Below are 13112 nucleotides of genomic sequence, written 5' to 3' on the forward strand. Positions count from 1 at the left end.
CGGGCACGGCGGCCGTACGGCGCCTGCTGGCGTACTTCCTGACCCGGCAGGGCCGCCACGAGGCGGCGTTGCCGCAGTTCCGGCTGGTCGACGGGTACGCGGGCGCCCTGCCGTGGCGGTACTGGGAGGACCCGGCCGCCGTGTGCTGCCCGTGGCGGGGCCGGGCGGTCAAGGGCGCGCGGCGGGGCCGACCGCCGCCGCACGCTCTGGCGCGTACACGCCACCGTGGGACGACACGCCTACTTCAGCAGCGACTTCGGTTCCCGCAGCGCGTGCCACAGCCCCGCCGCGAGCGGTACGGCCGTCAGGGCGAAGAAGACCCAGAACAGGAACTCGGCGCCGGGCGCGAGGTCGTAGACGGTGCCGTCCTCCCACCGGCAGTAGGCCCGCGGCGGGAACGGAGTGGAGACTCCCCGGACCTCCCCGTCCCCGAGGACACCCTCGCGCATCGGCTCCCCGGGGCAGGGGGCGGTCTCCGGGAACAGGAAGGCGTCGTCCGCCGTCATGATCACGAACCAGGTGACGGCGCCGAGCGGCACCGACCAGAACACCGCGGTCCGCACCCACAGCGGCAGCAGCGGATGGGCCAGCAGCCCGCGCAGCGCGACCCAGCCGACCACGAGCCCGACGAAGACCGGGAGCAGTGTCATGACACCACCGCGGTCTTCTTCCGGGCACGGACCCCGGATGCGTGGCCCGCGCCGACGGCGAGCAGGGCGGCGGTCAGGGCGAGGGACGCGGACGCCCGGTTCATCCACACGTAGTCGGGATCGCTGGAGTAGACGCTGCCGTCGTCGCGGACGCAGTCGAAGCGGAGCGGCAGGTACGAGGACCGGTGGTGGGACAGGCCCTGTCTCGTCCCGGCGTCGAAGCCGTCGCGGCAGGCCGGGGCGGGGATCGAGTCCGCGCCGTCGCCGAACGCCTGTTCCGACGCCAGGACGGAGAAGAGCCCCAGGGAGTAGACGGCCGCGGCCGCCCACGCGGCCGTTGCCGCCGCACGGCACAGCAGACGCGTCGCCCAGGGCCGGGGCCGGCCGGGGAACGCCATCGCGACGACTCCCGCCGCGGCGACGAGCGCGCCGACGGCGCAGACCGCGGACAGACCCAGGCCCAACAGCACGCCCGTCACTCCCCCTTCGAGCCCCCGTGTCACGAAGACCCTAGTCCCGCGGGACGTCCCTGACGTACACGACCCCGTCGGTCCGGGTCAGGTGGGCCGGGTCGAGTGGGGCGTAGCCGAAGTACGGGGACACGCGGGGAGCGGGGCGCTTGTCGGCGAGGGCGGTGGCCAGTCGGGGGGCGTCGACGACGCAGCGGTCCTCGGGGAGGGTGTGCAGGAGTCCCTCGAGGGTGTCCGGGGGCGGGGTGTCCACCCCGTGGTGCCGGAGCGTGCCGAGGGCCGTGGCCAGGAAGGCGTACCGCTCGCCGAGCCGGGCGCTCACGAGGGCGCCGGCGCTCCACCACTCCAGCAGCGGGTGGTCCCACATGCGCATCGTGCTCCTGTCCCGCTGGAGGTGGCTGTTGTGGGCGTGGACGAACACCGGGCCCCGGTCGGCGAGGGCGAGGAGGTTGCCGGCCATCATCGCGTCCCGGGTGGCCAGCAGGCGGGTCATGCGGGCCGGTGAGGTGTCGGCCATCCAGGAGTGGTAGCGCAGCAGGCCGGTGGCGGTGCGGCCGTACAGGCGCGCACGGTCCCGGTCGTCCCGCGAGGTCGCGGTGATCAGGTGCGGGGCCTGGGTGTCGAGCAGCGCCACCAGGTCGTCGGCGAGCAGCCGTAGTTCCCGGGCCTCGGCCGAGCGGCCCACGGACCGGGACGGGTCCGTCATGGCCTTCTGGTCCGTCCACGGCTCGTCGGGGCCGAGCAGGCGGTCGAGGGTCTCCGCGGTGCAGGGCAGCAGGTCCGCGTCGACGTGGGCCGCGAGGTGGTCGTGGAGCGCGGTGAGGGGGCGCCTCGGGCTCTCGGCTCCGGTGATCTCCAGCGGGCCGTCGAAACCGGCGAAGCGGACCTGCTCCGGTTCGGGGCGGTCCTGGTTGTACGCCCGCATCCAGCGGACGAGTTCGCGGTTGCCCGGGAACGCTCCCCACCCGTGGCTGAAGCCGTGCTCCATGACCTCGTCGAGGGTGCCCGTGCCCGAGGTGACGTAGGCGTCCACGACCAGAGCCCTCACACAGTCGCTCTCGACGGCGATCGTCCGGTAGCCCTCCTGCTCGACGAGCTGCCGGAAGAGGTCGTTGCGCAGGCCGAGCAGGACACCCTCGCCGTGGGTGGGCTCGCCCAGGGCGAGGAGGCGCGGGCGGGCCGGAAGCAGCTCTATGACGGCCGCGGCCTCGACGGCATGGGCGATGTCCGTGATGTCGGTTGCCATGCCTTCAACGATATCGTTGAACTTTCGGTGGAGACTTGGACGCGGTATCGTCCGCCAGGTGGGGCGAAACCTTCAAAACGGTGAGAAGCTCAGGCCGATCGACCTGGCACGGCGGCACGGTCTGTCCACCCAGGCGGTCAGGAACTACGAGGAGGCCGGCATCCTCCCCGCCGCCGACCGCACGGCGGCCGGCTATCGCGCCTACACCCCGCTGCACGCGCGGGCTCTGCGCACCTTCCTCGCCCTGGTGCCCGGCCACGGTCACCCGACGGCGACGGCGATCATGCGGGCCGTGAACGAGGGGGCGGTCGACGAGGCGTTCCGCCTGATCGACGGGAGCCACGCCCAACTGCTCCGCGACCGGGAGACGCTCCAGGCCGTGGAGGGCGCCCTCCGCGACCTCGCACCCCACGCGGGCACCGCGGCGTCCCGGCCTCGCCGTACGTTCATCGGGCCGCTGGCCGAGGAGCTCGGCGTCCGGCCGGCGACCCTGCGCAAGTGGGAGGAGGCCGGGCTCGTGCGCCCGCGCCGGGATCCGGTGACCGGGTACCGGGTCTACGACGAGTCCGACGTGCGCGACGCCCGCCTGGTGCACCAACTCAGGCGTGGCGGCTACCTGCTGGAGCAGATCGCGCCCCTGATCCAGCGGGTGCGGACGGCGGGCGGGCTGGAGCCCCTGGAAGGCGCGCTGCGCGACTGGCGGGGCCGGCTGTCCGCCCGCTCACGCGCGATGCTGACCGGGGCGGCGGAGCTGGAGGCGTACCTGCGCGCGCGCACGTGAGGACCCTCGGCGTCCCGGTGTCCGACTCGTACCCCGTGGGCGCGGGTGGTTCGGCGAGGGCCGGCCTCAACGGAACACGCGGCGAGTCCGACCGGGCCGGCGACGGCCTGGGGTACCACGCCGGTCGAGGTGAGCAGGGTCACAGCGCGGGGTCCTCGCTCTCCGCTCGCGCCGCGGCGGTGACCTCCGTGCGCCGCCCCTTCGCCCGGTGTGGCCGGAGCTCGTCGGCATGCCGCGGGCGTGCACTGCGACAGTGACGGCTCCACGCCCGCTCGAGCGCCTGGTTTTCCGCCCCCGGACCGGAGTTCCGGACGATGCGGGGCCGGTCCACGGCCGCACGGACGATTGGCCGGAAGTAGCCGATTGAATACACGGGAAAGACGGCAAAGTGCGCGACGGACTCACAAAGAGAGAAAATTGGAAGTCTCCGAAAAACGCTCGGCGACGACGCCGTCCCGTCGCCCAGCCTCTCAACTCGCACCCCTTCCCCCGGCATTGCAATTGATCTATGGTCATGGCGACCACAGTGTTCTCGGGTGACATCACCTCTCAAGACATGAGCCTTCCATCGAAACCCTTGCACCAAGTTTTGCAGTGACGCGGGTCGAAGACCCCGGCGGGAATCCCTGACAAGGAGCGCGAGTGAAGACAGTGATACGCATCGGCGTTGCGGCTGCCGCCGCCCTGGGCCTCATGGCTGCCGCACCCGCCTCCTCCGCGGCCGAGCACACCTCCGCACGGACGAAGCAGACGAGCACGACGCCCGCGACCGTCGACATCAAGGGCGTTCAGGTCGACGAGAAGGCGTCGAGCGACACGAGACGGATCATCGAGGCCGACGCGCCGGCCGCCGTCGCCGCCGCGAACGTGTGCGGATCCGGCTACACCATCTCCACCGGAGCGTGGCGCCACGACGGCTACGGCACCACGTACACATGGACCGACGGCACTTCCGGGGCCGGGTACTACGACAGGCCGATCTGCGCCGTGTTCTTCAACGACAGCGGCTACACGAAGTACATGGGCGTGCGTCTGCGATCCAATTACACCGCTGACGCCCCCGACGAGGACTTCGGCGCCTTCGGCTCCTACGCCGGCCCCGTCTACCAGAAGCGAGGTTACTGCGGGACGGTCTACTCCTACATGGAGGCGTCCAACGGCAACGTCCTCGTCGACCGCACCCAGACGGTCGGGAGCTGCAACTGATCGCGGCCCGCACGCGGGCACGACGCGCTCCGGCGGCAGGGCTCGTGACGTCCGGCGGACATGGACGCGGAAAGCGCATGGTGCGCGGTACCGGCAGGACAATCGCACGCCGCCGTTCCGAGGAATGAACCGGCCGTCCTCGCCGACGTCCCGGGAATCACGCGGTGAAGAATTCCGCCCGTTTATCTCACGTACCGCGCCGTCCCCTTTCGACGCACAGGCACCGGATTCCGTATTCCGCATTCCCGAGCATGTCCCGTCCGGGAAACCGCCGACGACATGGGCGTGCTCTTTCATGCCCGTTTTGGCTTCGAAACAGCCGCCATCGCTGCGGCTCTCATCACAGAAGGAGTGGCGGACTTGGCCGACGCCAAGGTTCTTGAGGCGCAGCAATGGGTGAATGCCACCTACGGATCTGTCGCCGGATACGTCAGGTGCCCCGAGGACGGGCGCACCGGCTGGTCCACGATGTACGCGCTGACCATGGGGCTCCAGCACGAGTTGGGCATCAGTCCCGTGGTGGCGAGTTTCGGCCCGACCACCCTCTCCAGGCTCCAGGCGCTCGGCGACATCGGCTTCGGCTGGAACAAGAACGCCAACATCGTCCGCATCCTCCAGCACGGCCTGTTCTGCAAGGGCTACTGGGGAGCCAATGGATACGGCGAGTACGGGGCCGTGACCACGGAGGCGGTGAAGTCCCTCCTGGTCGACATGGGCCTGCCCGACGGCGGAACAGGGACGTCCGGCGGCGTCACCACCCCGAAGATCTTCAAGTGCATCCTCAACATGGACGCGTACGTCGTTGTGGCCGGCGGAACGGAGAAGATCCGGGCCATCCAGCAGTGGCTCAACAACCGCTACTGGCAGCGGGACGCCTACTCGATCGGCCCGTGCGACGGCATCTACTCCCGGGATGTGCAGAAGTCCCTGGTGATCGCCATCCAGTACGAACTGGGGCTCAGCCCCAACGGCAATTTCGGCCCCGGCACCCAGGCCGGTCTGCGCAGCCATCCCGTGCGGGAGGGCGACTCGGGCATCTTCGTGCAGCTGTTCACCGCGGCCTGCGTCTTCAACGAGCCGGTGATCCTGCGCGGCCTGGACGACTCGGAGGTCCGGACGACGTTCAAGAGCACCTTCGACACGAAGACCAAGGAGTTCGTCCAGGTCTTCCAGAAGTTCTCCCAGCTGTACGAGCAGGAAGACGCCAACTACGGCGTGGGTGAGTACGACACCTGGTCCCAGTTGCTGGTGTCCATGGGCAACGCGGACCGCGCGGCGACCGGTTCGGACACGAGGTTCGAGATCACCGCCTCCCGTGCCCGCTGGCTGTACGACAACGACTACCGCCTGGTCGGCCGCTACCTCTACGATCCGCCGGGGTCCACCCTCGACAAGGAGATCAAACCCGGCGAGCTGCAGACCATCTTCGACGCCGGCCTGCGCGTCTTTCCGATCTACCAGGACAACGCGCGCCGGCTCGCGGACTTCACCTACGGCCAGGGCTTCCAGCACGCCCTGAACGCGCACGACCTGGCAAGCGAGTACGGCTTCAACCGCGGCACGACGATCTACTTCGCGGTCGACTACGACGCCCAGCAGTGGGAGATCGACGGTCAGCCGGAGGGCATCGTCGCCTACTTCAACGGCGTGGTGGCCGGCCTCGCCAGCCGGGGCAAGAAGTACTTCCACGGCGTCTACGGTTCCCGCAACGTCTGCATCGACGTCACCGCCAAGACCGGCGCGCGCTTCTCCTTCGTCTCCGGCATGTCCTGGGGCTTCTCCGGGAACCTCGGCTACCCCCTGCCCGCCAACTGGGCGATCAACCAGATCAAGGAGTTCCAGGTCACCAACGGCTCGGACACCTTCGACCTGGACCGGGACGTCTGGCGGCGCAACGGCGAGCCCGGCGTCCGTTCGGTGAACAACACGGGCGGCCCCGCCGACACGTACATCGCCTACGTGCAGCGTCTCTACGATCACGCCGTCGCGTACAAGGCGTCGAACAACGTCGGCACCAACGCCAGCCGACTGGTGATGGAGTACATCCGTCACGAGAAGTACCGGGGCGTGAAGTGGTGGTGGCTGGCGAACAGCTACGACGAGGACTTCGTCGGGTACTGCGACAGCCGCGGGATGTCGGTCGAGGACTCCTTCACCGACACCGTCACGGGCTACCAGGTCGACGCCACCCACCTGATGGCCACGGCCAACGGCTTCCTGGAGAACTCCGACCCGTCCGACAAGAAGGAGTCCACCGGCGGCGACATCGCCGGCTGGGGCGGGGACATCATGACGTTCTGGGCGGACTGGCGGAACTCGGTGGACGAGTACGCCTCGCCGCTCACGTTCTGCCAGGCCAAGCTGGCCATCCCCGGCACCGTCTCCAGCTTCGGCTACACGGACATGCTGGAGGACGTCGACGGGTACCTGCTGGCCAAGCATGTCGCCGGGGGCGGGAACGTCGTCGACTGGATGAAGGCGCACTACAACAACGGGGGCGCCCTGACCCGCTTCCGCAGCCACTTCGACCGGCGCTGGGAGAACGCCACCAACGCGCGGGCGAGTTGCTGGGACATCCTCGCCGGCCCGTCCGACGTCACCGTCGACGCGGCCCGGCTCGCGCTCATCACGGGCGCGGGCGTCGCCCTGCCGGCGGACTACGTCCTCGTTCCCGGCAACACGGAGAAGCTGGCCCAGTTCTGTCAGGGCTTCTCCGACCGTCAGCTCGCCCTTATCGGCCTGGAGAACAGCCTGGCCGCCAAGTACAAGGAGAACCTGACCGTCTACCGCAAGCAGGCCGCGCAGCGGGCCGCGGCCCGGTAGGTCGGGAAGAACCTGCAGAGTTCAGCCCATGGCCCTCATTCTCATCCCGATTCTCCTGCCCCTCCTGGTCGTCCTGTGGTTCTGGAGCCGCCCGCTGCTCTCCGGCACGTGGCGGCGCAGTCCCGCGTGGTTCACCTGGAGCGCGGTGCTCCTGTTGCTGGGAGCCGGTGTCAGTTACCTCATCGGCTCCCTCGCCGGGGCGTCGCTGGACCCGGAGGAGGCGTGCCACAGGGCGGGCCAGACCTACGACCGGGCGTACCGCAGGGCGAACTTCGAGGAGTACACGCGGTGGTTCCCGCTGCACGACAAGTGTCATGCGGGGTACGACCTGGTCCCGGCCTGGGTGAACCCGGCTCTGGTCGTGCTCCCGGTCCTGGCGCTGCTCTGCCTGGCCTGTGCCGTGGGCCTGACCGTCATCCGACTCCGTACCAACAGGAAGGGCACTTCATGACCGCTTTGAGCAGACGCCGTGTGCTCGGTGCCACCGGGAGCCTGGCCGGGGCCGCCGCCCTCGGCCTTCTGGACACGGCCCCGGCCGCGGCCCGGACGGACCGGGCGGCGACCGCCTGGCGCGGCAGCCGCTCGGCCAACGGCTGGAAGATCCTCGACGAGGCCGCGTCCCACACCATCGAGGGCAGCGGCCTGACCGTACGCCTGGCCGAGGGCGACCCCGCGACGCTCCTGCTGCACGTCGCCCGGCGTTTCCACTACGAGATCGACCAACTGCGTAAGAAGGACGTGACGGGCCACACCACGTCCCGCGAGGTGCGCCGGCCCCACGAGTCGAACTACCTGTCCGGCACGGCGCTGGCGATCCGGCCGCACGCCTACCCGCTGGGGGTGCGCAGTGGTCTGTACCCGCAGGAGCTGGTGGTGGTGCGGGACATCCTGGCCGAGCTGGACGGTGCCGTCGTCTGGGGCGGTGACTTCGCCTCGCCCCAGGAGTCGCACTTCGAGATCGCCCTCGGTCCGGCCCACCCGAAGGTGCGGGGCGTGGCTCGCAAGCTCCGGTCCTGGAGGGACGTACCGGGCCTGGGAGCGGGGACGGTCGACGCGTTCGCTCCGGAACGCCGGGCGGCCGTCAAGGCCTTCGGCCGGAGGAACGGCTCGTAGGGTCCGCGTGATCTCCGGTCCGGAGGCCCGGGCCGGAGATCCCGTGACGGCAGCGCGGGGCACGACCGAAGTGCGGGTGCTCCGCGCCGGGGAAGCGGTTCCCCGAGGGGGCGGAGGCCGGACGAGGGGCCGAAGCCGCTGTCCCGGCCGGCCCCCGGACCCGGGCGTCACCCCCGCAGGCCGAGGGCGCCCAGCAGCATCGGCAGTGAGGCGTGCAACTCGCGCCGTCGGGGGTGAGGAGGCGGACCTCGACCGTACGGCCGCCCAGGGCCGCCGACCTCACCGACAGGTCGACCTGCCGGTCGGCGACCCGGGTGACGGCGACGACCTCGGCGCCGCGCGCATGCGGCGGACGGGATGGGGCCTCGGTCCCCTGCCCCGTGACGGCGCGTGCCGGTGCGGCCGGCGCGAGGGTGAGGAGGACCGTGGCGAGGACGAGCAGGGCTCTGGAGCGGAGGCTCGGGAGGGTGGTCGTGGTCGCTGACAAGGCGGCTCCCTGGGGTGCGGTTCGACCGGGCTGGACGCACGGGCGCGTCGGAACCGCCCTTCCCACGGACGGTCACGGCGATGTGTCCGGGCCCGCTCCGCCGGACACCGGGCGCCGCCCCGTCCCCTGCCGGTGACCGGCGGCGAGGCGCTCCAGGGCGTCCCAGAGCTCGCGTTCGCGTCCTGGGTCGTACGACTCCTCCGACGAGCGGTCCACGCGGCCGCGGTCGACGTAGGAGCCGGTCGGCGCCTCGACGCCGCCGAGGACGACGTCGGCGAGGTGGCGGCCCGCGGCGGCGCGGCCGGTGGCGAACGGGGTGAGGGTCATCAGCGGCAGGATGCGCCGCATGGCGAACCGGGAGAGCGGACCCGCGTTGCGGGCGAGGCCGGTGCCCGGGACGAAGGCCGGGTTGTAGGCGACGGCGTCGATCCCGGCCGGGAGCCGGCGCGCGTACTCGTGGACGAGGTGGATCACGGCCAGCTTGCTCGTCGAGTACGCGGTGCGGCCGGCGACCGCAGTGTCCGGCCGGGGGAAGGCCCCCGGGCGGGCGAGGACGTCGGGGGACTTCCAGACCGGGCCGGGGACCATGCCCAGGTTGTGCCGGAGGTCGCCGAAGTGGGTGTCGCTGGTGGTGATCACGATCCGGGCGGGAGCGTCGAGGCGGTCCTGCAGCAGGCGTACGAACAGGTGGTTGGCCAGCACGTTGACGGCGAAGGTGGACTCGAGACCGTCGGGTCCCTCGGTGAGGGCGTTGGTGTACTGAATGCCCGCGTTGCCCACGAAGGCGCGTAGCGGCGGCAGTTGGCCTCTGTCGAGCCGGTCCCGGATCTCCGTGGCGGCCGCGCGGACGCTGTGCGACGAGGCGAGGTCCGCCGGGACGTGGGAGACCGTGCGCCCGCCCGTGGCGAGCTCCGCGGCCAGTCGCGGGCCGGAGGATCCCCGGGCGACGACGAGGAGGTGGGTGTCCGGCGACCGGCGCAGGATCCGTTCCGCGGCGACACGGCCGATGCCTCGGCTCGCGCCCGTCATCACGATGGTGTGCTGCATGGGAATTCCCTCACTGGTCGGTGGGCGGCGCCCGCTCCGGGCACGGCTCCACCTTCGCCGTGCCGTGCCGCGCCGGCCAGTGCCGTCCCCGTCCCCAGGACCGGCAGTACCCAGGCTCGTCCGGCGCCGTGCGGTGAGAATGGACGCATGGCTTCCTCCCGTTCCTCCTTCGCCGCGCTGCTGCGCACCTGGCGCGACCGCCTGTCCCCGGCGGACGCCGGCTTCCCCGTGACGGACGCCCGCCGCGCCCCGGGGCTGCGCCGCGAGGAGCTCGCGCAGCTGGCCGGGATCTCCGTCGACTACGTGCTGCGGCTGGAGCAGGGGCGCGCGAGGAACCCCTCCGCCCAGGTCGTCGGCGCCCTCGCCCGGGCCCTGCAGCTCACCCGCGCCGAGCGTGACCGGCTGTTTCGAGGTGCCGGGCTGCTGCCTCCCCGGGACGGGACGGTCGGCACTCATGTGCCGCCGGGCGTCCAACGGCTCGTCGCACGCCTGGGCGACGTCCCGATCGGGGTGTTCACCGCGGACTGGACCCTGGTGCGGTGGAACTCCCTGTGGAGCGCCCTGCTCGGTGATCCCTCGGTGCTTCCGGCCGCCGAGCGGAACCTCGCCCGTGCGCTGTTCGGCGACGGTCCCGCACACGCCTCGATGCCCCTGGTGCGGTCCGAGCGCGGGCCCGACGCCTTCGCCGCGTCGATCGTCGCCGACCTCAAGGAGGCGGTGTCCCAGTACCCCGGGGATCCCGGGCTCGACCGTCTGGTGCGTGAGCTGCGCGAGGCGTCCGGCGCCTTCGCCCGGTACTGGGCCACGGAGACGGCCGCCGGGCACACGAGCGAACGCAAGACCGTCGGCCACCCGGAGGTCGGTGACGTCGTGCTCGACTGCGACGTCCTGATCGTCCCCGGCGCGGACCTGCGCATGGTGACCTACACGGCGGCGACCGGGAGCGCCGACGCGGAGAAGCTGGACCTCCTGCGCGTCACGGGCGGCCGTACCGTCGCCCGGCTCCCCTGACGGGCGCCGCCTACAGCCCCGCCCGTGCCAGCAGCACCGGCAGGGCCTCCGGCTTCACCTTCTGCACCGAGCGCACCTGGCCCAGCCCCAGTTCCTCGCGGCTCACCGGGTCCCGGTACAGCTCCTTCGTCGCCTCGGTCAGCAGGGTGACGGGGACCAGGAAGGGGACGTCGGGGTCCTCGTCGTCCGGGCGGGGTTCCTCGTCGACCTCGGCCACCGCGGCGACCGCCGACTCGGGCCGCGCGAAGTAGAACCAGAGGCGGTCACCCGGCTCCATGCGGTTGCGGCGGCTAAGCCAGAGCTCCAGTTCCGGTTCCTCCCCGGCCAGTTGGAGCATCGTCTCCTTGTCGGACGGCTCCCCGTCCAGCGTGTCCTTGCGCGGGTCGAGGATGTAGATCCAGTCCGCCATGGAATCCCCTTCGGTCAGGACGTTCGGCCCGCGTGAAGACGCATCGGTGCAGCGACTCATGGTGCCAGACGGCCGGGGCATGTGCGTACACGTTTTCGACACGAAGACGTCAGGCGCCGGGTTTCAGCGCCCCGTTGCCGAGTCCGTCCCGTGCCAGTTCCGTGATCTGCCGGCTGAGTTCCGCGACCCGCCGCGACCGCTCCTCGAACTCGCGCAGCGCGTGGAAGGCGGCCCCGTACCCGCGCTGTGCGGTGATGTCCATCTGCGGGATGCGGGCGCCCTTGCTGTCGAGCCGGAAGGTGCCGCTGGCGGTGGTGGAGCGGCGGCTGTTGGCGGCGCTGTGCAGGAAGCCCTGGAGGAAATCCGTGTCGAGCTGGTCGCTGACGGAGACCGGTTCCGGGTCCGCGTGCTCGACCAGTCCGGCCTTGATCAGGTCGGCGACGCCGACGCTGGGACCCTCCAGGGAGCCGGTGCCCTCGCCGGCGGCCAGGGCGGGGAGCAGTTCGGTCAGGCGCCGCACCTGTTCGGTCAGCTCCCGGCGCAGGGTGTCGTACTCGGTCGCGTAGTCGCGGTGCGACTCCTGGACGTGGCGGCTCGGGGTGAGGTCGACCAGGTCGTCGAGCAGATCGATCCGGGAGACCTCGGTGATCTGCTGGGGCCGCGGCTCCAGGGGGTCGTCCGGGTCGTTGGACGTGAGGTCCACCATGCGCACGACGGTGGCCGCGTCGTCCGGGGTCCGCGGGCGGCGCAGGTGCCACAGGTGCACGGGGAGGGAGTGCGCGGCGGCCGTGCCCGGGGCCAGCGCGGTGACCTGGGTGAGGACGCCCCGGCGGACGAGCTCGGCCCGGATGCGGCGGCCGGCCTTGCGGTAGGCCACCGAGGCGGGCATGACCATGACGACACGGCCACCGGGTGCGGTGTGCGCGTAGGCGTGCTGGAGCCAGGCGAGTTCGCCCTCCGCGCGGGAGGGGGTGCCGAGCTCCCAGCGGGGGTCGAGGAGGAGGTCCTGCCGCCCCCAGTCGGTGTCACTGACCGGCGGGTCGCAGACGACGAGGTCGGCCTTGAGGTCGGGCCACGCGTCCGCGCGCAGGGAGTCGCCCTGCGCGATCTCGGTACGGGCGTGTCCCGCGAGGCCGGCCCGCGACCGCGCGAGCCGCGCGCTGCGGGCGTCCGCCTCCTGGCCGCATCGCCTGGCGCCCGGTTCGGCTCCGACGGCGAGCAGGAGAGTACCGATTCCGCAGGCCGGGTCGAACAGCACCGCGTCGGCCGCCACGTCGCCCGTGAAGTGCCGGACGGCCCGCACCACCCGGGGGGAGCTCACCTGGTCCGAACCCGCTCGCCGCACGGACTCCGTGAAGCGCTCGGCGAGGCCGTTCACCACGTCCGCCGCGGAACCGCCGTCCGCCATGCGGCGGGCGAGCCGGACCGCCGGCTCGGGCAGCGCGGCCGGCGCCTTCTCCCCGGGGGCGGTGAGGACATGGGCGATGTCCGCGAGCCCGCCCAGGATGTCGTCCCCGTAGGTCCCCCGCAGCAACTGCCACAGCTGGACCTCGTCGGTGACGTCCTGGCCCTTGCTCTGCTTGTCCAGCCAGGCCCGGACCTCGGCCAGGTCGAACAGCGGGCTGTTGGCGCCGCCGCCGACCGGCACCGGGAAGTCGTCGTACCGCCGTCGCCAGTTCGACACGGCGGCACGGGTGACACCCGCGATGCGGGCGATCTCGGAGCCGGTGACCAGCGGGTTCGTCGGTGGGGCCGGAGTCTGTGGCATACCGACCACGGTACACAGCGCTCCGGCCGAGCATCAACGAAAGATGGCCGTTGACGATGTCAACACCGGCCGTTCCGCCCGGCGTCTCCGCTCCCGTCCCG

The 13112-nt window shown here is 71.6% G+C and carries 12 protein-coding genes; 6 read left to right on the forward strand and 6 right to left on the reverse strand.

The annotated features are described in order from the left end of the window. Positions 1 to 239: 239 nt before the first annotated feature. The 3 genes from KYY02_RS08505 to KYY02_RS08515 are packed head-to-tail and all read right to left on the reverse strand — an operon-like array spanning position 240 to position 2366. Positions 240 to 650, reverse strand: a complete 411-nt coding sequence (locus KYY02_RS08505) for a hypothetical protein (protein WP_371237006.1) — start codon at positions 648 to 650, stop codon at positions 240 to 242. Then, complete coding sequence (locus KYY02_RS08510) at positions 647 to 1120, reverse strand: hypothetical protein (RefSeq protein WP_371237007.1); 474 nt, start codon at positions 1118 to 1120, stop codon at positions 647 to 649. Before KYY02_RS08510 ends, KYY02_RS08505 begins: the two co-directional genes overlap by 4 nt. A 40-nt stretch (positions 1121 to 1160) precedes the next feature. Then, positions 1161 to 2366: an erythromycin esterase family protein gene (locus tag KYY02_RS08515; protein ID WP_371237008.1), complete on the reverse strand. Its 1206-nt coding sequence runs from the start codon at positions 2364 to 2366 to the stop codon at positions 1161 to 1163. A 58-nt stretch (positions 2367 to 2424) separates the two neighbouring features. On the opposite strand from KYY02_RS08515, the gene KYY02_RS08520 reads away from it, so the two are divergent. The 5 genes from KYY02_RS08520 (at position 2425) to KYY02_RS08540 (ending at position 8289) form a co-directional block, all read left to right on the forward strand. Further along, entirely contained in the window at positions 2425 to 3147 is a 723-nt protein-coding gene (locus KYY02_RS08520; RefSeq protein WP_371237010.1) for a TioE family transcriptional regulator, read from the forward strand. Between the two features lie 642 nt (positions 3148 to 3789). Continuing rightward, positions 3790 to 4353, forward strand: coding sequence for a hypothetical protein (locus KYY02_RS08525; RefSeq protein WP_371237011.1), 564 nt, complete (start codon positions 3790 to 3792; stop codon positions 4351 to 4353). A gap of 360 nt (positions 4354 to 4713) precedes the next feature. Continuing rightward, positions 4714 to 7176 carry a glycoside hydrolase domain-containing protein gene (locus KYY02_RS08530; RefSeq protein ID WP_371237012.1) on the forward strand — a complete coding sequence of 821 codons (2463 nt, stop codon included), beginning with the start codon at positions 4714 to 4716 and terminating at the stop codon, positions 7174 to 7176. 28 nt (positions 7177 to 7204) lie between these two features. Then, on the forward strand, positions 7205 to 7627 hold the full coding sequence (locus tag KYY02_RS08535) for a hypothetical protein (RefSeq protein WP_371237013.1): 423 nt from the start codon (positions 7205 to 7207) through the stop codon (positions 7625 to 7627). Continuing rightward, positions 7624 to 8289 (forward strand): hypothetical protein, encoded by a 666-nt coding sequence (locus KYY02_RS08540; RefSeq protein ID WP_371237015.1) that lies wholly within the window; start codon positions 7624 to 7626, stop codon positions 8287 to 8289. Before KYY02_RS08535 ends, KYY02_RS08540 begins: the two co-directional genes overlap by 4 nt. A gap of 559 nt (positions 8290 to 8848) precedes the next feature. Here KYY02_RS08540 and KYY02_RS08545 read toward each other — a convergent pair. Beyond that, a complete protein-coding gene (locus KYY02_RS08545; RefSeq protein WP_371237016.1) occupies positions 8849 to 9823 on the reverse strand; it encodes an SDR family NAD(P)-dependent oxidoreductase in 975 nt (324 codons plus the stop codon). Positions 9824 to 9970: 147 nt separating this feature from the next. Here KYY02_RS08545 and KYY02_RS08550 point away from each other — a divergent pair, with 147 nt between their 5' ends. Beyond that, complete coding sequence (locus tag KYY02_RS08550; RefSeq protein ID WP_371237017.1) at positions 9971 to 10834, forward strand: helix-turn-helix transcriptional regulator; 864 nt, start codon at positions 9971 to 9973, stop codon at positions 10832 to 10834. 10 nt (positions 10835 to 10844) lie between these two features. On the opposite strand, the gene KYY02_RS08555 is transcribed toward KYY02_RS08550, so the two are convergent. Both KYY02_RS08555 and KYY02_RS08560 read right to left on the reverse strand, forming a co-directional pair. Beyond that, positions 10845 to 11243 carry an EVE domain-containing protein gene (locus KYY02_RS08555; protein ID WP_371237018.1) on the reverse strand — a complete coding sequence of 133 codons (399 nt, stop codon included), beginning with the start codon at positions 11241 to 11243 and terminating at the stop codon, positions 10845 to 10847. Between the two features lie 109 nt (positions 11244 to 11352). After that, the gene (locus KYY02_RS08560) at positions 11353 to 13011 is read right to left on the reverse strand and encodes an N-6 DNA methylase (RefSeq protein WP_371237019.1); all 1659 of its coding nucleotides are present in this window, start codon (positions 13009 to 13011) and stop codon (positions 11353 to 11355) included. Positions 13012 to 13112: the final 101 nt, after the last annotated feature.

Source organism: Streptomyces pimonensis, assembly GCF_041380215.1.
Taxonomy (GTDB): Bacteria; Actinomycetota; Actinomycetes; order Streptomycetales; family Streptomycetaceae; genus Streptomyces; species Streptomyces pimonensis.